Origin of the sequence: Leifsonia sp. NPDC056665, from assembly GCF_042791795.1 — a bacterium.
In the GTDB taxonomy this organism is placed as follows: domain Bacteria; phylum Actinomycetota; class Actinomycetes; order Actinomycetales; family Microbacteriaceae; genus Leifsonia.
Genome location: NZ_JBHTXK010000004.1, coordinates 162,885 through 185,537 on the forward strand (window position 1 = coordinate 162,885; position 22,653 = coordinate 185,537).

Here is a 22,653-nt window from a genome sequence, read left to right on the forward strand (position 1 = left end):
CCCTCGACCGGCCCCCGACACCGTGGGAACGTCAGGAAGACCTGATCGAAAGGGGACAACGAATGGGACTCGACGACAAGATGCAGAACGCCGCGGAGAACGCAGGCGGCAAGGCCAAGGAGGCCACCGGCAAGGCGACCGGCAACGAGCGCCTGGAGGCCGAAGGCAAGGGGGACCAGGCCAAGGCCGACCTCAAGAACGCCGGCGAGAAGGTGAAGGACGCCTTCAAGCACTGACGTCCTCCGCGAGTAGCCCCCGCCCCTGTGGCGGGGGCTCTCTCGTTGACTCCCTAGGACAGCGCCGCGATCGCGCTGATCTCGATCAGCGCCCCCGGCACCCCGAGCCCCGCGACGCGCGACCCGGTCACGAGCGGCGGCGCGCCGTCCCGGCCGAGCTGGGGCGCGATGGCCCCGTACGCCGCGCCGAGGTCGGCGGAGGCATCGATGAGGACGAACCACTGCACCACGTCGTCGAGCGTCGCTCCCGCCGCTGCGAGGGCGATCTTCGCGTTGTCGAGGGCGCGCGCGGCCTGCGGGCCGACCTCCGGCGACACGAGCGCGCCGGTCTCGTCGACGCCGTTCTGCCCGCCGAGGTAGACGGTCGCCGATCCGGCGGGGACGACGGCGACGTGGCTGAAGGCGGGCGTGCGGACGAGCCCGTCCGGCTGAAGGAAGGTGACGGCCATGACCTCATCCTGCCAGCGACCACCGACCTCCGAACAGGAGGCGCCGCTCACCGACCCATAAGTGCGGACGCGCGATAGCGGAGGTGAAATCCTGCATGTTTGCTCACGTGTGACCGTGGAGCTGACCGCAGGAGGGCGGCATGGGCACCGGATACTCGCATCCATGAAACCGCAGTCTCCTGGCGCCCCGTCCGATGCCGGACCGACCGTGCCGCACGTCGAGCGGGCGACCAGCGTGGTGACCGGTCAGCCGATCCTCATCCGCTGCGAGTGCCCACTGGGACGCGACCACACCTACGCGGAATGGCAGGAGCGGTTCGGCAGCGGCGCCACCACCGAATGACGGCGGAAGGACGGGCGCCGTGTGCGGATCGTCTGGTTCCGCCCGCTGCGCGCATGGATTCCGTCAGGATCCGCGCCACCGAATCCGAAGCGGCGTAGACCGATATCCGTGACGACGATCGAGCGACCTCCCGCACGCGGAAGGGCGAAGCGGTTCTTCGAAGGCGCCCACCGCTGGGGGTGGTTCGAGGAGACCTCCGCCCTGTACACCGCGCGCACCGGCGTCTGTGCGCGCCGGCTGTTCGTCTACCCGCCGGGGACGACCTCCGCCGATCGTCGTGCCATCGTCTTCCGGCGGCGTTGGCCGACCGTCGGCGGCCTGCTCGCCCTCATACCCGCGCTCGTGCTCGCACCCGCTCCGGCGGTGACGGCGATCGGCGCGCTGGTGGGGGTCTACGTCGCGGGCTTCGTCGTGGCCGCGGTCGCGACGCGCCGGGTGTGGAGGGAGTGCCGCGTGATCCGCTGCTCCACCGTCGCGGTCGGCGATCAGTACGAGACGTACGGCGACGAGCGGCTGGTCACGGCCTCCCTCGCGTCGCTGCTCGCGCTTGAGCGCGCGCGGGACGAGGGCCGGATCGACGAGGTCGGCTTCGAGCTCGGCTGGAGGCGCATCTACGACCTGGCGCAGGCCCGTCGCGCGGAGTAGCTTGCGCTGCATGGGCGACCGAGTCGAGCGCGCCCGGGCGCTGCGTCGCGTCGGGCTGGGAGTGCTGTTCGCCGTCCTGGCGCTGGTCTGCACGGTCGCGGTCACCGTGCTCATCCCGACCGAGGGCGAGAACCCGCGGGCGTGGGGGATCGTCGTGTGCGGGGTCGTGACGGTGGCGGTCTTCACCCAGCTCGCACTGCGCAACTGGAGGCTGCTCAAGCACTACCGCGGCGACGACCTCCCGGTCGCGCACGCCGTCCACCGGCGGTTGCTGCACCACTGATCGAGACGCGTGATGTGATTGCGGCGCGCAAGGTGATCGAAGCCACTCAGGGCAGCAGGATCACCTTGCCGCCGGGATGCCCCGACTCCACCAGCCGCGCGGCGTCGGCGGCCTGCGTCAGCGGGAAGGTCCGCGCGATGTCCACCTCGAACTCGCCCTCGACGATGAGGTCGAGCGCGAGCGCGTAGCCGTCGTCGCGCAGCCGCAGCTCGTCGGCCGTCAGCGGGATGGGGTTCCCGCCTCCCCACGCGCGGATGCCCAGCTCCGCCGCGCGCGGCCCGACCACGATCGTGCCGATCCGCGAGCGGTCGTCGACGAGCTCGAAGGAGGCCTGCAACGCCTCGTCGGAGCCGATCGCGTCGAGGATCAGGTCGTACCCGTCCGGCGCGGCGGCGCGCAGCCGCTCCACCAGCCCGTCGCCGTACGCCACGGGAGTCGCCCCGAGCGCGCGCAACCGCGCATGGTTCGCCGGCGAACCGGTCGCGACCACCGTGGCGCCCATCCGGCGGGCGAGCTGGATCGCCGCCCTCCCGACGCTGCCGGAGCCGCCGTGGATGAGCAGCGTCGTCCCCGGCCCGACGCCCAGCGAGACCAGCACCTGGTGCGCCGTTGCGGCGGGGACGCCGATCGCCGCCGCCTGCTCCCAGCTCACCGCGGCGGGCTTGCGCACGAGCTGGGAGGCCGCTGCGACCAGGTGCGTGGTGTAGGCGCCGCGCGGGTTGCGGACGACCACCTCGTCGCCGGGCGCCCAGCCGTCCACGTCGGCCCCGACCGAGAGCACGACCCCTGCCGCGTCGCTTCCCGGCACGCGGGGCGCGGCGATCGGAGGGCTCGGACGGTCCCCGCTGCGCAGCTTGCCGTCGATCGGGTTCACGCCGACGGCGCGCACCGCCACCACCACGCCGTCATCGGGCGCGACCGGATCCGGCACCGTCGCCACCTCGAGCACGTCGGGGTCGCCGAGTCGGTCGTACTGGATCTGCGTGGCCATGCGGAAGTCCTTCCGTCGAGGGTGGTCGTCCTCCGAGTCAACCAGTGTGGCGGCGGATTGTCTCCCCGCAGGTCACCGGCTCGCGAACGCCGCCCGGTATCGCGTGGGCGGCACGCCGACCTCGGAGTCGAAGTGGTGGCGCAGCAGCGTGGCGCTCGCGAACCCGCTGCGCCGGGCGACCTCCTCGACGGGGATCTCCGTGGTCTCCAGCAGCAGCCGCGCGTGGAGGACGCGCTGCGTCGTGAGCCACTGCATCGGCGGCACCCCGGTCTCGGCGACGAAGCGGCGCGAGAAGCTCCTGGTCGACATGTGGGTCCTGGCCGCGAGGCCGGACACGGTGTGGTTCTCGTCCAGCGTGGTGCTCAGGTGCTCCAGCAGCTCGCTGAAGGTGTCGTCCTCGCAGTCGGACACCGGCCGCTCGATGTACTGCCGCTGGCCGCCGTCGCGCTGCGGCGGCACGACCATGTTGCGGGCGATCGTGTTGGCGACCGCGCTGCCGAGCTCGCGCCGCACCAGGTGGAGGCACGCGTCGATGCCGGCGGAGGTGCCGGCGCTGGTGATGATCGTGCCGTCGTCGATGAAGAGCACGTCCGGGTTGACCCGCGCGAGCGGGAAGCGGCGTTGGAGGGCGTCGGCGTGGCGCCAGTGCGTCGTGCTCTCGCGGCCGTCGAGGAGGCCGGCGGCGCCGAGCACGAACGCGCCGGAACAGACGCTGAGCAGGATGGCGCCGCGGGCGTGCGCACGCCGGAGCCCGTCGAGCAGCTCCTCCGGGTACTCGTCGCGGATGGTGGCGGCGGGCACCGCGATGAGGTCGGCGTCCTCCATCGCCTCCAGCCCGTACGGCGCGATGAGCTGCACGCCGGTCTCGTTCCGGATCGGCTCGCCCGGGGTCGCGGAGCAGACCCGGAAGTCGAACGGCTCGATCCCCGCATAGCTGCGGTCGAGCCCGAACACCTCGCAGATGACGCCGAACTCGAACATCGCGAACTCGTCGATGATGGGCACGGCCACGCGCTTCAACATGGTCTCGAGTGTACTGGCCGTATCTTTGCGAAGATAGACCTGAAGCCATATGGTGGCCGAATCTTTTCGCTCGTAACGTTGGGGACATGGCAAACGGAACCTGGGCACAGGGAATCGAACACAGCTGGGTGGCCCGCCCGGCAAGGACCAACGGCGGCGTGCCGATCGCGCCGCGCCGTCGCCGCTTCGTGCTGAGCGACTGGCTCCCCGCGGCGGTCGCCGCACGTGGCGGCCGCGTCACCCGCGAGACCGAGCGCGGACTGGCCGACCTGCGCGCAGCGCAGGACGCGCGCACGACCGGACGCTGATCGTCGGCGCCCGCGGCCTACCGCCGTGGGCGCCGCCTAGGCTGGTCCGATGGAGATCAGCGCATCCGGATTTCTCTTCGACATGGACGGCACGCTCGTCGACTCGCACGCCGTGGTCGAAGCCGTCTGGAGCGAGTTCGGCCGGCGTCAGGGCCTCGACCCCGCGGAGATCCTCGCGTTCGCGCACGGCAGGCAGGCCGTCGACACGGTCGCGCACTTCCTGCCGGAGCTCTCTGCTGAGCAGCGGACCGAACTGGTCGCCGGGCTCGTCGCCGAAGAGCTGGCGCGCACCGACGGCATCGTGGAGGTGCCGGGAGCGGCCGCGCTGCTGGCGGCGCTCGCCGAGGCGGGCGTGCCGGTCGCGATCGTCACGAGCGCGCCACGCGAGCTCGCCGTCGTGCGACTGGAGGCGGCGGGCGTCCCCATCCCCGCCGTGCTGGTGGCCGCCGAGGATGTGTCGCGCTGCAAGCCCGACCCGCAGGGCTTCCTGCTCGCCGCCGAGCGTCTCGGTGTGCCGATTGGGCGGTGCGTCGCGTTCGAGGACGCCGAGGCCGGCCTGGTCGCCGCCGTCGCGTCGGGCGGCCGGGTCGTCGTGGTCGGCGGCCACTCGTCGGCGACGACCGACGCACTGGAGCGCCTCCGGGATTACACGGGCGACGTGCCCGGTGTCGAGAGCGTCTCGCTGCCGTCCTGAGCCGGGGCAGAAGGCTTGACGTCTCTCGCCATTCGCCTTATCCTTTTATCAATCGATCGATTGATAAAAGGAAAGGTTGATAATGACGGATGACCAGCTCGACCGGGCCTTCGCGGCCCTGTCCGACCCGGTGCGGCGCGCGATGGTCGCGCGGCTCAGCCGCGGGCCGGCGACGGTCAACGAGCTGGCCGAGCCGTTCGAGATCACCCTGCAGGCGGTGTCCAAGCACATCAGCGTGCTCGAGGCCGCCGGGCTCGTGTGGCGCACCCGCGAGGCGCAGCGCCGCCCCGTGCACCTCGACGCCGCCGCGCTGGAGCGCCTGACCTCATGGATCGATCGGTACCGCCTGGAGGCCGAGCAGCAGTACCGCAGGCTCGACGCCCTGCTCGCCGCGCCTCCGGCATCCTCACCAGAACAGAGCAAGCGAATCAAGGAGAAGGAATCATGACCAACCCTGTCGTCATCGATGCCGTACCCGGCACCTCGTACGCGGACATCACGCGGGAGTTCGAGGCTCCCGTCGAGGAGGTCTTCCGCGCCCACGCCGACCCCGAGCTGTACGTGCAGTGGATCGGCCCCCGAAGGCTCGACAACACGATCACCCACTGGGATTTCCGTACCGGAGGGGGCTACGCCTTCGAGCAGAAGGACGCCGGCGGCGCCGTTTACGCCTTCCGCGGCGTCATCCACACGGTCGTCGAGAACGAGCTGATCATCCAGACGTTCGAGTTCCTCGGCGCACCCGACCAGGTGAGCCTCGACCTCCTGCGCTTCGAGCCGCTCCCCGGCGGCCGCACCCGGCTCGCGGGCCACTCGGTGTTCCCGTCCAAGGAGGCGCTGGAGGCGATGGTCGCCTCGGGCATGGAGTACGGGATGTGTGAGGGCTACGAGAAGCTCGACGAGTTGCTGGCGCGGGGCTGATCGCGATGACCAGGGTCGTCGCCGACATCACCGTCTCGCTGGACGGTTACGTCACCGGGCCCGACGCCGGCCCCGGCAACGGGCTCGGCACCGGGGGAGAGCCGCTGCACCGCTGGGTGTTCTCCGACGACCCCGACGACAAGCGCATCCTCGCCGCGGCGACGGAGCGCTCGGGCGCCGTGGTGATGGGCCGCAACCTCTTCGACATCGTGGACGCCCCGGGAGGCTGGAGCGACGACATCGGCTACGGCGCCGCGGAGGTCGGCAAGCCGGACTTCCTGGTGGTCACGAGCTCGCCTCCGTCGACGGTGCGCCTCACCGGCCTGGACTGGACGTTCGTGACCACCGGTCTGGAGGACGCCGTCGCCGCCGCCCGCTCGCGCGCAGAAGCGGTCTCCGCGGAGCGCGGAGCCGACCTGGACGCGATCCTCATGGGCGGCGGCGGCCTCATCGGCTCGGCGCTCGCCGCGGGCCTGGTCGACACGCTCGTCCTGCACCTGTCACCGATCATCCTCGGCGCGGGCACGCCACTGTTCACCGGGTCGAGGCCGCGCGAGCTCGCGCAGCGGGAGGTCGTGGTCACCACGACGGCGACGCACCTGACGTACGAAGTGGGGTGAGCCGTCGTCTGCTCGTTCGAGCAGAGTGCGTTGCGGTGTGCGCGTCATGGCCGCAACGTGGGAAGCTCTTGATTAGTGAGGCGGGCCGCGACTGGCGACAACGGCCGGCGGCCCGCCGACTCACATCCCCAGCACGACCGTCCGCCCCACGGCTCGCGCATCCGCCGCCCGGTGCGCCGCCCACACCGCGTCGAACTCGATCACCTCCGGCTCGAACGTCCGCAGCCGCCCCTCCGCCACATCCGCGAGCAGTCCCGTCAGCATCCGCCGGTACTCGGGCCGCTTCCGCAGCACCCAGAACGGGACCGAGCACACGACCTCCCGCGGGTGCCCGAACCGCCGCAGCACGGCCGTCGCGGACCCGCGCACCGCGTCTTCCCGCTCGTGGCCCAAACGCCCCGCGAACGCTGTGCGGACGACGACCCCGGACGGGGCGACCGCCTCGCGCACCAGCGGCGAACCGGTGTGGTCGATCGCTGCCTCCACACCGCCCCCGGTCTGCTCGCGGACCGACGCGGGCCAGCCGGGGTCGCGGTAGTCGACGAGGGTCACGTCGGGCGCGGAAAGGCCGGGCGGTGGCGTCGTCCCCGTGCCGAGCACCGTCCGTCCGTCGCGCAGCGCGAGCTGGGCGGCGAGCGACCCGACAGCGCCGGTGATGCCCTGGATGAGGACGCTTCGCGCAGGCCCGGCGTACCGGAGGGCGAGCGCGGCGGTCACGCCGTTAAGGGGGAGGACGGCGGCAGCCTCCGAGGTCAGAGCGTCCGGGACGGCGACCAGGAAGGTCGGCGACACCACGAGCCGGGTCGCGTGGGCGCCCATCCGCGGGAGCACCCCGGCGACGCGCGCGCCGGTGCGGAGGCCGAGCGCCGCCGACACCGCGGACTCCGTCTCCAGCACGCCGACGAAGTCGTAGCCGGGGACGAAACCCGGCACCGGTTGGAGCGCGTAGCCGCCGCGCCGGGCCAGCACGTCCGTCGACCCGAGCGCCGCGTGCGTGACGCGGACGAGGACCTCGTTGCCGCGCGGCGGGCGCAGCGTCTCGCGGGCGATCGCGATCGCGGACGGGTCGCCGAAGCGGACCACGCGCGCCGCCATGCGTTCCACGGGGCGCTCCGCCCGGCCTCCCATCGCCGTCAGCCGGCGCGGCGCTGCAGCAGCCCCGCGCGCTCGGGGTGCGCGTCGAACCACTCCGCCACGTACCAGCACATCGGCACGATCCTCCGGTCGGAGGTGCGCTCGATGTCGTCGACCGCGTAGGCGACCAGGTCGGCCGCGTAGCCGTGGCCGCGGTGCGCGGGGACCGTGAACGCCCTGGTCAGCGAGACGGACGCGCCGAGCACGCTGTAGTCGAGGACGCCGACGAGCTCGCCGTCGATCCGCATGGCGTAGCGGTTCGCGTCCGTCTCGTTGCTGAACTCCGTGGACATGCGCCCATCGTACGTCCGTCGCGCCTCCCCGTCAGGAGAGGTATCGTGAACGAGGTGGGACCCGACCCGCACCGTTCGGGCCCGCGCGCACTCCGCGATCCAGCCACAGCAGGCCAGGCCGCGTGCGACGACCGTCGCCCGCGTCGCGCACCGAACCTGGAGCCGCACCCGTGCCGACCGACACCCCGTCGCCCGCTCTGTCCCCAGCCCACCAGGCCCTGCTCGAGCAGGTCCCGATCGGCGAGCACTCCGTGATCGACGCGGAGGTCGTCCCGTACGAGCACGAGGGCCTCCCGCTGGAGGGTTACCTCGCCAGGGACGTGCAGGCCGACGACCGCCGCCCGGCTGTGCTGATCCTCCACGACTGGCACGGCGTCGGCGACAACGTGCGGATGCGCGCGCAGATGCTGGCCCGCCGCGGCTACGTCGCGTTCGCCGCAGACCTGTACGGCGCCGACGTGCGGCCCAGCGGCGAGGAGGCGACGGCGGTCGCGGGACAGTACTACCGGGACCTCCCGCTGCTCCGCTCCCGCGTGGCGGCCGGTTTCAGCTGGCTGCAGCAGCACCCCGCGGTCGACCCCGCCCGGCTCGCGGTCATCGGCTACTGCTTCGGCGGGACGGCCGCCCTGGAGTTCGCCCGCACGGGTGCGCCGGCCCGCGGGGTGGTGTCGTTCCACGGCGGCCTGATCGCCCACGACCCGTCCGACGCGGCGGCGATCGCGGCCTCGCTGCTGGTGCTGAACGGAGGCGCGGACCCCGTCGTCCCCGACACGGCGGTCGCCGCCTTCCAGGACGAGCTGCGCGCCGCGCCGCACGTCGACTGGCAGCTCACGACGTACTCGGGAGCGCCGCACGCGTTCACGATCCCGGGCGGCGACCGCTACCGCCCGCTGGCCGACGCGCGGAGCTGGCGGGCGCTGGTGTGCTTCCTGGACGAGGTGTTCGCCTGACCTGATTGGCGGTCTGCGAGACCGTCATGTAAGCTCTAACAGGCCCGCGCGGAGAACGCGGTCGGGTCATGCGCCACTAGCTCAACGGATAGAGCATCTGACTACGGATCAGAAGGTTGGGGGTTCGAATCCCTCGTGGCGCACACTGGTTGAGACAGTAGAGAAAGCCCCGCTGAACAGGCAATATGCCGGAACAGCGGGGTTTTTGCTTTGGGGTGATGAGCGAAGCCGGCGTCGTCGAAGCCTGATTGACCGGATGCGCCGAACTCCTGCTTTCACTTCAGCGGTGATGTCGACATCAGACCAGCGGATCCTGAGCGCGCGCTCGTGAACGTCGTGGCGGGGTGTTTGGAAGCCGGTCTCGGCTGGACCCAGTTAGCGCATCTCGGGCAGGACGGGCCCTTCCGGAAGTTCTGCTGCGCTGTCGAATGTGTTCTGGAAGTCGCTGAAACTACGCGAGGCAATCTGTGATGCCCCGATCCTGCCGTTGTCGATCGACTGGCATCCCGTCGTGTTCCACCAGAGGCTGACGTCGGAATGGTGCGGGTAGGAGAAGGCGAGGATGGCGAACGCGCCCGTGTCGTCGGGGCAGTTGACCGTGCCTGTGGGCTGCGCGACGGAAAGGCGCTGAAGGGTGGCTGCGATCCGTCGTGCCTTGCTGGCATCCAGTGTCATCGCCAGGTGCTTGCTCGACGGGTTGAGTGGCCCGCTGTACGCACAGACGAGTACCGCATCCGGCCATGTACCGGCCGGTAAGAGACGTGAGTCGCCCGGGTCGGCGTTGGCCACATCCCGGGCACTTGTCACGGCTGCAGGGCAACCGGCTGCCACTGTGAGACCGATTGTCGGAGTGCGTGGAGTGTCCCAGGTGCCGTCGTCACCGCAGCCGGTCAACACCAGACAGCTACCGACAATCGAGAGCGCAGCGACCGTGATCCGTCCTAGGCGCATGCCACTCCGATCGTCGTGGTGTATCCCTGGCCTGACCCTACCCGCACAGGAATGATGGCAGTGGAAGCCGACCCTGCGGTCGCGAGGTGAATCCCCGAATCGTTGTCTCCGATCTTCAGCCGTCAAGGAGCGCTGGTGGCGAATGCCTCGATGAGTATGTCCGCGAGTGGCTGCGGAGCCTCTTGCGCGACATAGTGGCCGACCCCTTCTAGCTGGATGGCGGTCGCTTCCTGCGTAGTGACGCCGCGGAACGCTTCGTGGGTGAATCCACCGCCCCGAGAGCCGACGGTCGTCACGGGCGCCCGCAGCGGCACGTCTTGTGCGAGGTTGCGCAGCTCTTGGCCTTCCGTGAGCATGCCGCGGTAGAGGCCCACGGCACCCGAGAATCCGCCGGGCCTGCCGTAGGCGCGGGCGAACTCGGTGACGTCCGCAGGGCTGACTGCCGTAGGAGGGACTCCGTAAAGGGGGTACAGGTACTCCCCGACGAACGCGCGGGCTTCCTTCTCGAACAACAGACCGGCGACACCGGGGGATGCCAGGGCGCCGATGTACCAGACACCGCCGTGCGTGACATCTGCAAGTCCTTCAGCGCCGAAGCCTGCCAGGCTCGACTCGATCGCGGTGAGAGTGGCGACGTCCTCTGGGTGGGTGGCGGCGAGTCGATAAACCACACCACCGCTGATGTCCTGCCCCACCACATGAATCGGGCCGATGGAGAGGTGCTCGATCAGCGCGTGGAGATCCTCGGCGGCGACCGCACCCGAGTAGTTCTCGTCGGCGGCGTCAGAGTCGCCGAAGCCGCGGAGGTCGACCGCGTAGACGCGGTGACTGGCGGCGAGAAGCGGGACGAGCTTGTGGAAGGCCCACCACGTTTCCGGGAATCCGTGGACAAGGAGGACGGGCGCGCCTTGGTTCCCGGCGGTGACGTAGTGCAGTCGTGTGCCGTTCACTGCTGCAGTTTCGTGCCGGGCGCCGGGGATGGTTGCCTGGTCGGGTTTCATGAGCGCCTCCTGGCGAACCTCGAGTAGATAGACAACCAGGTTGTCACACGGTGATCGGATAAACAACTAGGTTGTCGATATATTCGGCGTTGCTAAGATCGGCACATGTCCCGAAGTGGTGCCGACCTGGCGTTGCTGCTCCTCGGCGGGTTCCGATTCATGGCCGAAGAGGCGACGGCCCGGCTTGCCGCGCGGGGGTACGCGGGGGTGCGACCCTCGCATGATTTCGCGCTGCGTGCTGTCGCGGCGGGAGCAGGATCGGTCTCCGAGGTGGGGCGTCGCACGTCGGTCTCGAAGCAAGCGGCAGCGAAGACGGTCGCGTTCCTCGAGGAGAGCGCCTACGTTCTCCGTAGCCCTGATCCGCACGACGGGCGAAGAGCACGCCTGATGGTGACCGATCGCGGGCACGCACTCATGCGTGAGGGCGAAGCGGTGTTCGACGAGCTCCGGGCGCAGTGGGAATCCCTCGTGGGCCGTGACCGCGTCGCGGACGTGCAGGACGCCCTGCTGCTCCTTCTCGGGACCGACGAGGCGTCCCTCGGCGGCTTGGCAGAGGACCCTTCGTCTTCTGTTCCGCTTTCGGCCAAAACCGATTCCGCGCTCGCCTGATCCCCCGGCCGTATGGGAGCGGATACCCCCCACTCCCACACGACATTCGGGTAAGACACCGGCGCGTCCGAGACGCCCCCTAACTGCGTGCGCTGCGCCGGTGACCCCTCCAGAGTAACCGCAGAGTAGACCGTACAGTTGACCCTGTTTCGGCGCGGCGGGCCCGGCCGCGGGAGTGCCGCAGGACGGGGCTGCCCCGCGCACCGACCCGCTGGCTATCATGTGCGCCATGAGCACGAAGAGCAGGCAGGCGCCGCATCAGGAGGAGACGCTGCACCTCGGTGCCCATCGCGGGATGTGGGGCGCGTTCGCCGGACTGATCACGGCGGTCCTGATCGCCTATCCCTTGTCGGCAAGCATTGCCTTCGCCACGCATCCGGCGACGCAGAAGCTGTTCGGGGAGCGGCTGGCGTCCGCGTCGCAGGCCGGCTTTCAGGCGTTCTGGTGGATCATCGCGATCGGATGCCTGGCGCTGCCCTTCATCGTGGGGTTCGGGATCGCGAGGATGTCGGGGCGGACGCTCGTCATCATCGGCGGCGTGGTCGTCGTGTTCCTCATCCTGGTGCTCGTGATGGGGCAGTTGTTCCTGTTCTGAGTCGGGCGGTCCGGGCGCCCGCTCAGAGGTCCACCCCGCCCAGGTCTTCCGCGTTGAGGTCGTCCGGCGAGCCCATGACGGCCGGCACGCACTCCGAGAACGCGTAGCGCAGCAGCACCGGCCACTCGCTCGCGTCGACCAGGTCGAACACGTCGACCACCGCCGCGCCCCCGATGTGGGAGGGCACGCGCAGCTCGAACGGGGGCTCGCTCGTGCGCTCGAACTCGATCTCGTACGCGATGTCGCCGCGCTCGAGGACCGCCAGCACGATGTCCATGCCTCCTGTCCTACCCGTTTCGGCGCGACGGCAGAACCCCTACGGGCCAAGAGCTGGCCTGCCTAGAGGTCGAGCAGTCCCCGCCGGAACCCCTCCGCCACGGCCGCGGCCCGGTCGCCGACCCCGAGCTTCGCGTAGATGCTGAGCAGGTGCGTCTTCACCGTCGCCTCGCTGAGGTGCAGGCGCTCCCCGGCGACGCGGTTCGTCGCGCCGTCGGCGACGAGGGCCAGCACCTCCAGTTCGCGAGGTGACAGCAGGTTCGCCTCCGGCGTCCGCACCCGGCCGACCAGCCGGGACGCGACGGACGGCGCGAGCACCGCGTCCCCGACCGCCGCGGCGCGGATCGCGCGCAGGAGGTCTTCCCGCGGCGCGTCCTTGAGCAGGTAGCCGGTCGCGCCGGCCTCGATCGCGGGCAGCACGTCCGAGTCGCCGTCGAAGGTCGTGAGGACCACCACGCGGCACGGCAGGCCGAGCCTGGTCAGCTCGCGGATCGCGGCGACGCCATCCATGCCGCGCATCCGCAGGTCCATGAGCACCACGTCCGGGAGGAGCACGCGGGCGAGCCGCACCGCCTCGGCTCCGTCGGACGCCTCGCCTACGACCTCCACGTCCGGATCGGAGGCCACCATGCCGACGATGCCGTCGCGGACGACGGGGTGGTCGTCCACGACCAGCAGCCGCACGGGGGCGCTCACGCGGGCACCTCCGCGCGGATCGACGTGCCGTGGCCCGGCCGCGACTCCACGACCAGGCCGCCCGCGACCGACTCGATGCGCTCGCGCATGGCGAGGAGGCCGTAGCCGCCGTCCTCCGCCCGGTCGGGGCCGACGGTGCGCGTGGCCGGGTCGAAGCCGCGGCCGTCGTCGCGGACCTCCAGCCGGGTTCCCGTGCCGTCCGTCCGGAGCGTCAGTCGCACGCGGTGCGCGCCGGCGTGCCGCTCGACGTTGGCGAGGGCCTCCTGCGCGGTCCGGAGCAGCGCGACCTCCACGTCGGTGGACAGAGCGCTCGCGTCGCCGGTCGTCGTGACGTCGGCCGGGATGCCGGTGCGCTCGGACCAGGTGCGCGCGAGCTGCCCGATCGCCTCCGGCAGCCGCATCGTGTCGAGGGCCGCGGGCCGGAGGGCACGGACCGAGCGGCGCGCCTCGGCCAGGCCGTCCCGGGCGAGCGCGAGGGCGGCGTCCGTGTGCCGCGTGCGGCCGGCGTCGTCCGGTGCCTGCTCCGCCGCCTGGAGCTGGGTCACGATCCCTGCGAAGCCCTGGGCGAGCGTGTCGTGGATCTCGCGCGCGAGCCGCGACCGCTCGACCTCCGTCGCGGTCAGGTTCACCTGGCGTTCGGCGAGCCGCAACGACCAGGACAGACCGCACATTGCGACGACATTGAGCAGCAGGATCCCGGTCATCCCGACGATCCCGGCGAGGTCGAAGCGCAGGGTGGAGCTCTGTGCGAGCCCCGCGACGACGGCGGTCGCGCCGACCGCCAGCAGCTCCCACGGCCACGGCACGATCGAGTACGCGAAGGTGAAGGTGGCGATCGTCAGGAACCCGAACCAGCTCTCCTGGAGCACCAGCGCCAGGTTGAGCGCGATGAGTCCGGTCATGAACACGGCGACGACGAGCGGCCGTTCACGGACCCGGGACGGCAGCCGCCGCATGGCGATGATCCACGCGACCGTCACCGCAGAGAGGACGAGCGTCGGTGCGAGTGCCGCCCAGTCGCCCCACCGCACTCCGAGCGTGAAGGCGACCAGAACCGCCAGCACCACGTACGGCGTGACCGTGAGGACAGTCCTCCAGCGCGAATCGATCACGTTCAGACCCTACGCGTTCGCGGTTTCCGCAGGGAACAGTGCTCGCGTCCGCGGCAGGTTGACGATGATGGCGACCGGCAGGACGAGCGCGCCGCAGACGGCCTGCTCGAGTCGCACCCAGTCCGGCAGGAAGCCGGGGATGGACACGATGACGACGATCGCGGTCAGCACGATCGGCGAGATGATCCGCAGCCGCAGCAGTGCGCTGCGGGAGCCGCGGGCGGCGGAGACGGCGAAGACGAGCAGCAGCACGGCGCTCGCGAGGACGAACGAGCCGCGGATCCAGATGGCGATGTCCGCGCCGATGCCGACGGCGGCGAGCACCGTGAGGAAGCCGAGCAGTGCGGCGCTGAGCGCGACGAAGCAGCTCAGGAGGACGAGCACCGGGCGGAGGGCCGCGCGGCGGGCCGTGGCGAGCGCGGCGGCGGGGGAGGTGGTGGTCTCGGTCATGGGTCCAGCCTCGCTGGGAGGCTCCGGGTGGCGGATCGACCGAACGGATGGACGCGGTCATCGAACGGTTGGTCTCGAAAAGGTACAAAAAGTACACAATGCATATAATTGCAATTGTGCACGCATGGATGGGCTACCATGTCCGTATGGCCCTTCTCGATGCTTCGATCAGTGCGCGCGACCTCCGTCAGGATCTCGCCGCCGCCGTCGGTCGCGCCGAGTACGGTCACGAGCGGCTGGGGATCACTCGGCACGGCAAGCTCGCCGCCGTCATGATCAGCGTCGAAGACCTCGAACTGCTCGAGCAGCTCGAACTGGAGCGCGACCGGCGCGAGCTGCGCGCCGCCAAGCGCGCCGACACCGGCGAGCGCATCTCGCTCAGCGACCTCCGGGCCGAGTTCGAGGGGTGACGTTCACCGTCGAGTTCACCGCGGCCTCGGCTCGGGAGCTCCGCAAGCTCGACCCCACGGCGCGAAACCGCGTGCTCGCGGCCGTCGCGCGGCTCGAGTCCGATCCGCGGCCCGGCGGAGCGCGTCGGCTGGTCGGGTTCACCGACGCCTGGCGGCTGCGAGTGGGCGACTATCGCGTCCTCTACGAAGTCGTCGACGACACGGTCCTGGTGACCGTCTTCCGCGTCGGTCATCGCCGCAGCGTCTACGCGCACTGATCGCCTCGACGCCGCCTGTTGCCTCCGCCCTCCAGGGGGTGTAGACGGGGTACGACACCCTCACCGACAGGAGGAGCCGGCATGTCTTCGATCGTGGTTCAGTCGTTCGTCACCCTCGACGGCGTCGTCCAGGGGCCGGGTGGCCCCGAGGAGGACACGGAGGGAGGTTTCCAGCACGGCGGCTGGCAGTTCGACTACGACGACGACGGCACCGTCGCGGAGTGGGAGAAGAGAACCGAGGCGCTGCTGCTCGGCCGGAGGACGTACGAGCTGTTCGCGGGCTCGTGGGGAGTCTGGCCGGAGGACGCCGAAGGATTCCAGGGGGAGCTCACCCGGCGGTACAACCGCATCCCCAAGTACGTCGCCTCGCGCTCGCTGACGGAGGTCGGCTGGACGAACTCGTACCTGCTCGGCCCGGACGTGGTGGGCGCCGTGGAGCGGCTGCGCGGCGAGCCGGGCGGCGAGATCCGGGTGTGGGGCAGCACGGAGCTGATCCGCACGCTCGCCGAGCACGACCAGATCGACGAGTACCGGCTGCTGGTGCACCCGCTCGTGCTCGGCGTCGGCAAGAAGCTGTTCGGCGACGGCTTCCCCTACACCCGCTTCGCGCTCGTGGAGTCGCGCTCGACGGCCTCCGGCATCGTGATCAACGTGTACCGTCGCGCGGCGGAGTCGTGATTAGTCGAACATCCGCTCTTTGGGACTTTAGGACTCTTATTGGATTCCAATAAACCCATCTAAACCCAGCTACGTCCCGCGAAAGAGGCCTACGAGGACAAGCTGGACAGTTCTTGCTTCCGGACGGGATCGTCGAGGTCGAACCCGGACTGGGTGAGCAGCAGGCGTGCCGCCGAGCCCGCGCCGAGGTCAGGGCGCGCTCCGACCTGCCCGCGGCGGCGGTCCTAAGCTGACCGCATGGCCGGTGGAGCTCAGGACGACCGCAGCGTTGCGGAACGCGTCTTCGCGATCGCCGACGCCTTCGAGCGCGGCGACGAGCTGACTCTCAGCGAGATCGCCCGCCGCGCCGGCCTCCCGGTGTCGACCACGCACCGGCTCCTGGCCGAGTGGGTCTCGTGGGGCGGTCTGGTCCGCGGGGAGGACGGCCGCTACCGCGTCGGCATCAAGCTCTGGCGGCTGGGTGTCAGGCAGCCGACCGCCCGCCGCCTCAGGCAGGCCGCGCGGCCCTACCTCGACGACCTCCTGGAGTCGACGGGCGAGCACGTGCACCTCGCCGTGCGCGACGGCCTGGGCGCGGTCTACCTGGAGCGGCTGTCCGGCCCCGGCGCGGTGCGCGTCATCAGCGACGTCGGGTCGCGGCTCCCGCTCCACGCCACCGGCGTCGGGCTGGTGCTGCTCGCCTACGCGCCGGAGGGCACGCTCGCGGAGGTGCTCGCCGACCACCCGCGCAAGTTCCAGCCCAACACGCTCACCGGCGAGAAGGAACTGCGCGCGCGGCTGGCCGGCATCCGCGCGACCGGGGTCTCCCACTCGGTCGAGGAGCTCACTCAGGGCGCCTTCTCCGTCGCCGCGCCGGTGCGGGACGCCACGGGCGAGGTCGTGGCCGCGGTCTCGATCATCGCCCACGCCGAGCGGGAGGCCGAGCCACAGTTCACGCTGGGCGTCCGGATGGCCGCGCGCGGCATCTCCGGGGTCCTCGGGCTCGACTACGAGGAGCCGCACAGGTGATCCTCCGGAGGAAACTCTTCCGCTGAGCGGAAACATCGGTCGGGCGCCCACCGGATTCGCACAGGATGGGACGACCTTCCCACCGAAGCGAAAGGCGGAACAATGCGCACCCAGGTCGCCATCATCGGGGCCGGGCCCGCCGGACTCCTGCTCGGGCACATCCTTCGGCGAGCGGGGATCGATTTCGTCATCCTCGAGCAGAAGAGCCGGGAGTACGTGCTCGGCCGGGTGCGCGCCGGCGTCCTGGAGCAGGGCTCGGTCGACGTGCTGCGCGACCTCGGACTCGACGCCGACCTCGCCGCCCGCGGGCTGACGCACCACGGCATCTACCTGCAGTACGAGGGCGAGCGCCACCACCTCGACTTCGACGACCTCGTCGGCCGCACCGTCACGGTGTACGGCCAGCAGGCGCTCGTGCGGCACCTGCTCGCCGAGCACGACCGCCTCGGCTCCGACGTCCGGTTCGAGGTGGAGGGCGTGGCGCCGCACGCCGTCGACACGGATGCGCCGTACGTCACCACCGGCGGCGACGAGCGTATCGACTGCGACGTCGTCGTCGGCGCCGACGGGTACCACGGCGTCTGCCGCCCGGCGATCCCGGGCATCCAGGCCCTCGAGCGCAGCTACCCCTACGCCTGGCTCGGCATCCTCGCCGACGTCGCGCCCTCCACCGACGACCTCATCTACGCGCTGCACCCTGACGGCTTCGCGATGCACTCGATGCGCTCGCTGGAGGTCTCCCGGCTCTACCTCCAGGTCGATCCGGGCGAGTCGGTCGACGACTGGTCGGACGAGCGGATCTGGGAGGCGCTTCAGACGCGTCTCGGCGTCCCCGGCTGGACGCTGAAAGAGGGGACGATCACCGAGAAGTCGATCACGCCGATGCGCAGCTTCGTCGCCTCCACGCTGGAGCACGGACGCCTCTTCCTCGCCGGCGACGCCGGTCACATCGTCCCGCCGACCGGCGCGAAGGGCCTCAACTCGGCCATCGCCGACGTCGCCCTGCTCGGCCGCTCGCTCGCCGCTCACTTCGGCGGCGACGACACCCTCCTGAAGCGCTACAGCGGCGCCGCCGTCGCCCGGCAGTGGAAGGTGCAGCAGTTCTCCCAGTGGATGACGGAGATGCTGCACGTCCACCGGGAGGTCCCCGACGAGGCGGCCCGCGCCTTCCGTTACCGCAGCCAGCTCGGCCAGCTGGAGTACACCACCGGATCGCGTCACGCGCAGGCGGCCCTCGCCGAGCAGTACGCGGGACTCCCCTTCTGAGGCATGTCATGAACGAAGAGCAGGACCAGATCAACGCGGAGATCGCCGCCGCGCACGCGGCTGCGGCGGCCGCCGGGCCGCTGCCCGCGCACCCGCTGCGCGACTTCGGGCCGTACCGCAGCTCGCGGCTGCGCCACCCCACCCACGAGCTGGTGCGGGCCGACCCGGAGGAGATCGAGCTCGTCTCGCCGGCGTTCGGCCACACCGACGTCGCGGCGGAGGAGAGCGACCTCACCATCCAGCACAGCGGAGAGCCGCTCGGCGAGCGCATCATCGTGACCGGGCGCGTGCTCGACGGCGAGGGGCGGCCCGTGCGCAACCAGCTCGTGGAGGTCTGGCAGGCGAACTCCTCCGGCCGCTACGTCCACAAGCGCGACCAGCATCCCGCGCCGCTCGACCCCAACTTCACCGGGGTGGGCCGCGCGATCACGGGCGAGGACGGCTCGTATCGGTTCGTCACGATCAAGCCCGGTCCCTATCCGTGGCGGAACCACCGCAACGCCTGGCGGCCGGCGCACATCCACTTCTCGCTGTTCGGGTCGGCGTTCACGCAGCGGCTCGTGACGCAGATGTACTTCCCGAGCGACCCGCTGTTCGCGCTCGACCCGATCTATCAGTCGATCGCCGACCCGGCCGCGCGCCAACGGCTGATCGCCACGTACGATCACGACGTGAGCGAGCCGGAGTGGGCGCTCGGCTACCGGTGGGACATCGTCCTCACCGGCGGCAACGCGACCTGGATGGAGCCGGAGGAGGGCGACCATGCCTGAGACGAACGAGCACGAGCAGTACCTGCAGACCCCGTCGCAGACGGTCGGGCCGTTCTTCGGCTACGCGCTGCCGTACGACGGCGGGCCGGAGGTCGCTCCGCCGTGGCAGGACGGTGCGATCCGCCTGCACGGCACCGTCTTCGACGGCGACGGCGTGCCGGTCCCCGACGCAATCATCGAGGTCTGGGGCGCCGACGCCGACGGCGCTCCGATCTCCCGGCAGGGCAGCCTCCAGCGCGACGGGCACACCATCACCGGCTTCGGGCGTGCCGCCGTCGACCGGGCGGGCCACTACTCGTTCACGACGGTCCGCCCTGGCGCGCCGGCGCCGGGCCGTGCCCCGTACCTGCTGGTGACCGTGTTCGCGCGCGGTCTCCTGCACCACCTCTTCACGCGCGCCTACCTCGAAGACGGCGACCCGTTCCTGGCGACCGTTCCGGAGGAACGGCGGAGCACGCTGCTCGCCACCCCGGACGGCGAGAGCAGCTACCGCTTCGACATCCGCCTCCAGGGCGACGACGAGACCGTCTTCCTCGACTTCGTGGGGGACGGGCGTGGCTGAACCCTTCGACTGGGGTCTCCTCGAGCCGGCCGGTGCAGTGGGTGTTCCGGCCGGCGACGATCGTGTGCTGGCTGCCATGATCGCGGTCGAGGAGGCCCTGGCCGGAGCCTGGGACGAGCTCGAAGGCTCGGCTGCGGGCCCCGGATACGAGCCGCTCGCGTTCGACGCCGCCGCGATCGACCGGGAGCGGCTGGTGGCGGGTGCACGGGAGGCCGGAGTGCCGGTCATCGCGCTCATCGAGCAGCTCCGCACGCAGGCGGGGGCGCACGCGGGCCGGGTGCATCGCGGCGCGACCAGTCAGGACATCGTGGACTCGGCGCTCGTGCTGGTGTCCCGGGAGTCCCTGGTGCGCGCGCGGGACGCCCTCGCCGTCGCAGCCGCGGAACTCGCGGCCCGTGCGATCCGCTCGCGCGCGACGCCGCTGCTGGCGCGCACCCTGACGCAACAGGCCGAGCCGACGACGCTCGGCGCGTCCCTGGCCTCCTGGCTGGACGCCGTGGTGTCGGCGCTGGAGGTCCTCGACCGGCTCGACTACCCCGTCCAGCTCGGCGGGGCCGTGGGCACGGGCGCGGCCTTCGCGCGGCTCGCCGCTAGCGCCGACGCACCGCAGACCCTCCGCGCCGGCGTCGCCTCCCGCCTCGGGCTGAGCGACCCCGGCCGGGCCTGGCACACCGATCGTGGCCCGGTGCTGGCGATCGTGGACGCCGCGGCGCGGGTCGCCGCGGTGGCCGGCCGGATCGGCCGCGACCTCGGCCTGGCGGCGCGCGACGGCGTGCTCCTGCCCGCCACCGGCGGCGGCTCGTCCGCGATGCCGCACAAGCAGAACCCGGTCGACGCCGTGCTGCTCACCGCGAACGGCCTCCGCGCCCCCGGACTCCTCGCCACGGTGCACACCGCGGCGCTCAGCTCGGACGCGCGGCCGGCGGGGGAGTGGCACGCCGAATGGCAGGCCTGGCGCGGGCTGCTGCGCCTCGCGGCCGAGAGTGCGGAGGTGCTCGCGCACGCGGTCGCGGACCTAGTGGTGGCGGACACCGTCCTGACATCCTCGCCGGTCACGGCAGACGCCGCCGACCTGGCCGCCGCGGGCGCCGTCGTGGACGCCGCCGTCGCGCGCTACCGTGCCCATGCCGAACCAGACCGAGAGGCGGACTCATGACCATCCCGCGACTGCGCGGCTCGATGACCGCAGCCTCCCCGTCCGCCGCCGCGCCCCGCCTCCTGGTGCTGCTGCCCTCCCTCGGCACGACCGCCGAGCTGTGGGACGGCGTCGTGGCGCGCCTGGCCGCCGCGCCTGACTCCCCGCGGATCCTGCGCATCGACCTCCCGGGTCACGGCGCGTCGCCCGCCACGCGCGCGCCGTTCACGGTCTCCGAGCTCGCGGCGGCGGTGCTGGGTCTCGTGGACGAGGTCGGCGGCGGCGCGTTCGACATCGCAGGCGACTCGCTCGGCGGAGCGGTCGCCCTGGAGGTGGCTCTCACCGCCCCGGAGCGCGTGCGCAGCCTGGCGATGTTCTGCTCCGGCGCGCGCATCGGCACGACGGAGGGCTGGGCCGACCGCGCCGCGCAGGTGCGCGCCTCCGGCACGGCGTCCGTGGTGGCGGGGAGCGCGCAGCGCTGGTTCGCGCAGGGATACCTGGCCGCGCACCCCGACGGTCCGGGCGGCCACGCGCTCAAGACCCTGCTCGACGTCGACGACGAGTCGTACGCGCTGTGCTGCGAGGCGCTCGGCGGGTTCGACCGCCGCGACGCCCTCCCGGGCATGCACGTGCCGTCGCTCCTCGTCGCCGGGGCGCACGACCAGGTGACCACCTCGGCACTGATGGCGGAGGACGCCAGGGCACTCCCCGACGCGCGATTCGTGGAGCTGGCGCACGCCGCCCACCTCGTCCCGCTCGAGGACCCGGCCGAGACCGCCGCCCTGCTGGCGGCGCTGCTCGCGGGCCGAGAGGCCGACGTCGTCGCCGCCTTCGAGCGCGGCATGGCCGTCCGGAGGGCGGTGCTGGGCGACGCCCATGTCGACCGCGCGACGGCGGCGATCACCCCGGAGACTGCGGAGTTCCAGGACTTCATCACCCGCTACGCGTGGGGCGAGGTCTGGGCCCGGCCGCAGCTCACCCGGCCGGAGCGTTCGATCGCGACCCTCGCCAGCCTGGTCACCGGCGGCCACGAGAACGAGCTGCGCATGCACGTGCGCGCCGCCCTGCGCAACGGCCTGACCCGCACGCAGATCGCGGAGGTCATCCACCACACCGCGCTGTACGCGGGGCTGCCCGCCGCCAATGGCGCGCTCGCGATCATGCGCGACGTATTCGCCGATGTGGACCAGACGGAGGAAACAATTGGATAAGACGTACGCGTCGGCCGCCGAGGCCGTCGCCGACATCCCGGACGGCGCCTCGCTCGCGGTCGGGGGGTTCGGCCTGTCCGGGGTGCCGATCGTGACGATCCGCGCGCTGCTGGCCCGCGGTGTCAGCGGCCTGGAGGTCGTGTCGAACAACTGCGGGGTGGACGGCTGGGGCCTGGGCGAGCTGCTGGCCGCCGGCCGCATCCGCCGGGTGATCGCCAGCTACATCGGCGAGAACAAGGAGTTCGCCCGCCAGTACCTCGGCGGCGAGGTGGCGGTCGAGCTCACCCCGCAGGGCACGCTGGCCGAGCGGCTGCGCGCGGGCGGCGTCGGCATCCCGGCCTTCTACACGGCGACCGGCGCCGGCACCGCGGTCTCTGACGGCGGCATGCCGATCCGCTACGCCTCCGACGGCTCGGTGGCGGAGGAGAGCGCGCCGAAGGAGCTGCGTCCGTTCGACGTGTTCGGCCGCAGCCGCGAGTACGTGCTGGAGACCGCCATCCGCACCGACTTCGGGCTCGTGCGCGCCGCGGTCGGCGACCGGCACGGCAACCTGCGCTTCGAGAAGTCGACCCGCAACTTCAACCCGCTGGCGGGCATGGCGGGCCGCATCACCATCGCCGAGGTGGACGAGCTGGTCGAGCCGGGCGTGCTCGGTCCCGACGACATCCACCTGCCCGGCATCTACGTGGACCGCGTGATCGCGCTGACCGCCGAGCAGTCGGCTGACCTGCCGATCGAGAAGGTCACCGTCCGCGCCCGACCGGAAGGGAACTGAC

General features: G+C 71.5%; 33 protein-coding genes and 1 tRNA gene. 23 read left to right on the forward strand and 11 right to left on the reverse strand.

The window, feature by feature from the left end:
* The first annotated feature begins 62 nt into the window (after positions 1 to 62).
* Positions 63 to 236 carry a CsbD family protein gene (locus tag ACFQ9V_RS06335; RefSeq protein WP_382458322.1) on the forward strand — a complete coding sequence of 58 codons (174 nt, stop codon included), beginning with the start codon at positions 63 to 65 and terminating at the stop codon, positions 234 to 236.
* A 53-nt stretch (positions 237 to 289) separates the two neighbouring features.
* Here ACFQ9V_RS06335 and ACFQ9V_RS06340 read toward each other — a convergent pair whose 3' ends face one another.
* Positions 290 to 685, reverse strand: a complete 396-nt coding sequence (locus ACFQ9V_RS06340; RefSeq protein ID WP_382458323.1) for a RidA family protein — start codon at positions 683 to 685, stop codon at positions 290 to 292.
* A gap of 163 nt (positions 686 to 848) precedes the next feature.
* Here ACFQ9V_RS06340 and ACFQ9V_RS06345 point away from each other — a divergent pair, with 163 nt between their 5' ends.
* The 3 genes from ACFQ9V_RS06345 to ACFQ9V_RS06355 all read left to right on the forward strand — a co-directional run bounded on the left by ACFQ9V_RS06345 (position 849) and on the right by ACFQ9V_RS06355 (position 1,956).
* Positions 849 to 1,028 carry a hypothetical protein gene (locus tag ACFQ9V_RS06345; protein WP_382458324.1) on the forward strand — a complete coding sequence of 60 codons (180 nt, stop codon included), beginning with the start codon at positions 849 to 851 and terminating at the stop codon, positions 1,026 to 1,028.
* A gap of 108 nt (positions 1,029 to 1,136) precedes the next feature.
* Complete coding sequence (locus ACFQ9V_RS06350) at positions 1,137 to 1,673, forward strand: DUF6611 family protein (RefSeq protein ID WP_382458325.1); 537 nt, start codon at positions 1,137 to 1,139, stop codon at positions 1,671 to 1,673.
* Between the two features lie 10 nt (positions 1,674 to 1,683).
* The gene (locus tag ACFQ9V_RS06355) at positions 1,684 to 1,956 is read left to right on the forward strand and encodes a hypothetical protein (protein ID WP_382458326.1); all 273 of its coding nucleotides are present in this window, start codon (positions 1,684 to 1,686) and stop codon (positions 1,954 to 1,956) included.
* Between the two features lie 46 nt (positions 1,957 to 2,002).
* On the opposite strand, the gene ACFQ9V_RS06360 is transcribed toward ACFQ9V_RS06355, so the two are convergent.
* Positions 2,003 to 2,947, reverse strand: coding sequence for an NADP-dependent oxidoreductase (locus ACFQ9V_RS06360; RefSeq protein WP_382458327.1), 945 nt, complete (start codon positions 2,945 to 2,947; stop codon positions 2,003 to 2,005).
* 72 nt (positions 2,948 to 3,019) lie between these two features.
* Positions 3,020 to 3,970, reverse strand: coding sequence for a helix-turn-helix domain-containing protein (locus ACFQ9V_RS06365; RefSeq protein ID WP_382458328.1), 951 nt, complete (start codon positions 3,968 to 3,970; stop codon positions 3,020 to 3,022).
* An 86-nt stretch (positions 3,971 to 4,056) separates the two neighbouring features.
* Between ACFQ9V_RS06365 and ACFQ9V_RS06370 the strand changes: the two genes are divergently transcribed.
* From ACFQ9V_RS06370 to ACFQ9V_RS06390, 5 genes are all read left to right on the forward strand, one after another.
* Positions 4,057 to 4,278, forward strand: a complete 222-nt coding sequence (locus ACFQ9V_RS06370) for a hypothetical protein (protein WP_370055875.1) — start codon at positions 4,057 to 4,059, stop codon at positions 4,276 to 4,278.
* A gap of 49 nt (positions 4,279 to 4,327) precedes the next feature.
* Positions 4,328 to 4,972 (forward strand): HAD-IA family hydrolase, encoded by a 645-nt coding sequence (locus tag ACFQ9V_RS06375; RefSeq protein ID WP_382458329.1) that lies wholly within the window; start codon positions 4,328 to 4,330, stop codon positions 4,970 to 4,972.
* An 82-nt stretch (positions 4,973 to 5,054) separates the two neighbouring features.
* Positions 5,055 to 5,420 carry an ArsR/SmtB family transcription factor gene (locus tag ACFQ9V_RS06380; protein ID WP_382458330.1) on the forward strand — a complete coding sequence of 122 codons (366 nt, stop codon included), beginning with the start codon at positions 5,055 to 5,057 and terminating at the stop codon, positions 5,418 to 5,420.
* On the forward strand, positions 5,417 to 5,893 hold the full coding sequence (locus ACFQ9V_RS06385) for an SRPBCC family protein (protein ID WP_382458331.1): 477 nt from the start codon (positions 5,417 to 5,419) through the stop codon (positions 5,891 to 5,893). Before ACFQ9V_RS06380 ends, ACFQ9V_RS06385 begins: the two co-directional genes overlap by 4 nt.
* Before the next feature lie 5 nt (positions 5,894 to 5,898).
* The gene (locus ACFQ9V_RS06390) at positions 5,899 to 6,513 is read left to right on the forward strand and encodes a dihydrofolate reductase family protein (RefSeq protein WP_382458332.1); all 615 of its coding nucleotides are present in this window, start codon (positions 5,899 to 5,901) and stop codon (positions 6,511 to 6,513) included.
* Positions 6,514 to 6,633: 120 nt separating this feature from the next.
* Here ACFQ9V_RS06390 and ACFQ9V_RS06395 read toward each other — a convergent pair whose 3' ends face one another.
* A complete protein-coding gene (locus ACFQ9V_RS06395; RefSeq protein WP_382458427.1) occupies positions 6,634 to 7,608 on the reverse strand; it encodes a zinc-binding alcohol dehydrogenase family protein in 975 nt (324 codons plus the stop codon).
* Positions 7,609 to 7,646: 38 nt separating this feature from the next.
* Positions 7,647 to 7,940 (reverse strand): GNAT family N-acetyltransferase, encoded by a 294-nt coding sequence (locus ACFQ9V_RS06400; RefSeq protein WP_382458333.1) that lies wholly within the window; start codon positions 7,938 to 7,940, stop codon positions 7,647 to 7,649.
* Between the two features lie 170 nt (positions 7,941 to 8,110).
* On the opposite strand from ACFQ9V_RS06400, the gene ACFQ9V_RS06405 reads away from it, so the two are divergent.
* Entirely contained in the window at positions 8,111 to 8,890 is a 780-nt protein-coding gene (locus ACFQ9V_RS06405) for a dienelactone hydrolase family protein (protein ID WP_382458334.1), read from the forward strand.
* A 70-nt stretch (positions 8,891 to 8,960) separates the two neighbouring features.
* Positions 8,961 to 9,033, forward strand: a tRNA-Arg gene (locus ACFQ9V_RS06410).
* 232 nt (positions 9,034 to 9,265) lie between these two features.
* On the opposite strand, the gene ACFQ9V_RS06415 is transcribed toward ACFQ9V_RS06410, so the two are convergent.
* Positions 9,266 to 9,565 (reverse strand): hypothetical protein, encoded by a 300-nt coding sequence (locus tag ACFQ9V_RS06415; protein ID WP_382458335.1) that lies wholly within the window; start codon positions 9,563 to 9,565, stop codon positions 9,266 to 9,268.
* Between the two features lie 398 nt (positions 9,566 to 9,963).
* Positions 9,964 to 10,842 carry an alpha/beta fold hydrolase gene (locus tag ACFQ9V_RS06420; RefSeq protein ID WP_382458336.1) on the reverse strand — a complete coding sequence of 293 codons (879 nt, stop codon included), beginning with the start codon at positions 10,840 to 10,842 and terminating at the stop codon, positions 9,964 to 9,966.
* Between the two features lie 105 nt (positions 10,843 to 10,947).
* Between ACFQ9V_RS06420 and ACFQ9V_RS06425 the strand changes: the two genes are divergently transcribed.
* Both ACFQ9V_RS06425 and ACFQ9V_RS06430 read left to right on the forward strand, forming a co-directional pair.
* Positions 10,948 to 11,451, forward strand: coding sequence for a MarR family winged helix-turn-helix transcriptional regulator (locus ACFQ9V_RS06425; protein ID WP_382458337.1), 504 nt, complete (start codon positions 10,948 to 10,950; stop codon positions 11,449 to 11,451).
* 229 nt (positions 11,452 to 11,680) lie between these two features.
* Positions 11,681 to 12,046, forward strand: coding sequence for a hypothetical protein (locus tag ACFQ9V_RS06430; RefSeq protein ID WP_382458338.1), 366 nt, complete (start codon positions 11,681 to 11,683; stop codon positions 12,044 to 12,046).
* Positions 12,047 to 12,068: 22 nt separating this feature from the next.
* Here ACFQ9V_RS06430 and ACFQ9V_RS06435 read toward each other — a convergent pair whose 3' ends face one another.
* From ACFQ9V_RS06435 to ACFQ9V_RS06450, 4 genes are all read right to left on the reverse strand, one after another.
* Complete coding sequence (locus tag ACFQ9V_RS06435) at positions 12,069 to 12,323, reverse strand: hypothetical protein (RefSeq protein ID WP_382458339.1); 255 nt, start codon at positions 12,321 to 12,323, stop codon at positions 12,069 to 12,071.
* 62 nt (positions 12,324 to 12,385) lie between these two features.
* On the reverse strand, positions 12,386 to 13,018 hold the full coding sequence (locus ACFQ9V_RS06440; protein WP_382458340.1) for a response regulator: 633 nt from the start codon (positions 13,016 to 13,018) through the stop codon (positions 12,386 to 12,388).
* Positions 13,015 to 14,130: a sensor histidine kinase gene (locus ACFQ9V_RS06445; protein ID WP_382458341.1), complete on the reverse strand. Its 1,116-nt coding sequence runs from the start codon at positions 14,128 to 14,130 to the stop codon at positions 13,015 to 13,017. Before ACFQ9V_RS06445 ends, ACFQ9V_RS06440 begins: the two co-directional genes overlap by 4 nt.
* Before the next feature lie 9 nt (positions 14,131 to 14,139).
* Positions 14,140 to 14,580, reverse strand: a complete 441-nt coding sequence (locus ACFQ9V_RS06450; RefSeq protein ID WP_382458342.1) for a hypothetical protein — start codon at positions 14,578 to 14,580, stop codon at positions 14,140 to 14,142.
* Positions 14,581 to 14,726: 146 nt separating this feature from the next.
* On the opposite strand from ACFQ9V_RS06450, the gene ACFQ9V_RS06455 reads away from it, so the two are divergent.
* The 10 genes from ACFQ9V_RS06455 to ACFQ9V_RS06500 all read left to right on the forward strand — a co-directional run bounded on the left by ACFQ9V_RS06455 (position 14,727) and on the right by ACFQ9V_RS06500 (position 22,652).
* A complete protein-coding gene (locus tag ACFQ9V_RS06455; protein ID WP_382458343.1) occupies positions 14,727 to 14,990 on the forward strand; it encodes a type II toxin-antitoxin system prevent-host-death family antitoxin in 264 nt (87 codons plus the stop codon).
* Positions 14,987 to 15,247, forward strand: a complete 261-nt coding sequence (locus ACFQ9V_RS06460; RefSeq protein WP_382458344.1) for a type II toxin-antitoxin system RelE/ParE family toxin — start codon at positions 14,987 to 14,989, stop codon at positions 15,245 to 15,247. Before ACFQ9V_RS06455 ends, ACFQ9V_RS06460 begins: the two co-directional genes overlap by 4 nt.
* An 81-nt stretch (positions 15,248 to 15,328) precedes the next feature.
* Complete coding sequence (locus tag ACFQ9V_RS06465) at positions 15,329 to 15,925, forward strand: dihydrofolate reductase family protein (RefSeq protein WP_382458345.1); 597 nt, start codon at positions 15,329 to 15,331, stop codon at positions 15,923 to 15,925.
* A 237-nt stretch (positions 15,926 to 16,162) separates the two neighbouring features.
* Positions 16,163 to 16,933, forward strand: a complete 771-nt coding sequence (locus ACFQ9V_RS06470) for an IclR family transcriptional regulator (RefSeq protein WP_382458346.1) — start codon at positions 16,163 to 16,165, stop codon at positions 16,931 to 16,933.
* A 102-nt stretch (positions 16,934 to 17,035) separates the two neighbouring features.
* The gene (locus tag ACFQ9V_RS06475) at positions 17,036 to 18,199 is read left to right on the forward strand and encodes a 4-hydroxybenzoate 3-monooxygenase (RefSeq protein ID WP_382458347.1); all 1,164 of its coding nucleotides are present in this window, start codon (positions 17,036 to 17,038) and stop codon (positions 18,197 to 18,199) included.
* Between the two features lie 8 nt (positions 18,200 to 18,207).
* Positions 18,208 to 18,969 (forward strand): protocatechuate 3,4-dioxygenase subunit beta, encoded by a 762-nt coding sequence (gene pcaH, locus ACFQ9V_RS06480; RefSeq protein WP_382458348.1) that lies wholly within the window; start codon positions 18,208 to 18,210, stop codon positions 18,967 to 18,969.
* Positions 18,962 to 19,531, forward strand: a complete 570-nt coding sequence (gene pcaG, locus ACFQ9V_RS06485; RefSeq protein ID WP_382458349.1) for a protocatechuate 3,4-dioxygenase subunit alpha — start codon at positions 18,962 to 18,964, stop codon at positions 19,529 to 19,531. The genes pcaH and pcaG overlap by 8 nt, the downstream gene beginning before the upstream one ends.
* Positions 19,524 to 20,687 (forward strand): lyase family protein, encoded by a 1,164-nt coding sequence (locus ACFQ9V_RS06490; protein WP_382458350.1) that lies wholly within the window; start codon positions 19,524 to 19,526, stop codon positions 20,685 to 20,687. The genes pcaG and ACFQ9V_RS06490 overlap by 8 nt, the downstream gene beginning before the upstream one ends.
* Positions 20,684 to 21,877, forward strand: a complete 1,194-nt coding sequence (locus ACFQ9V_RS06495) for an alpha/beta fold hydrolase (protein ID WP_382458351.1) — start codon at positions 20,684 to 20,686, stop codon at positions 21,875 to 21,877. Before ACFQ9V_RS06490 ends, ACFQ9V_RS06495 begins: the two co-directional genes overlap by 4 nt.
* Entirely contained in the window at positions 21,870 to 22,652 is a 783-nt protein-coding gene (locus ACFQ9V_RS06500; protein ID WP_382458352.1) for a CoA transferase subunit A, read from the forward strand. Before ACFQ9V_RS06495 ends, ACFQ9V_RS06500 begins: the two co-directional genes overlap by 8 nt.
* The last annotated feature ends 1 nt before the right edge of the window (position 22,653 follow it).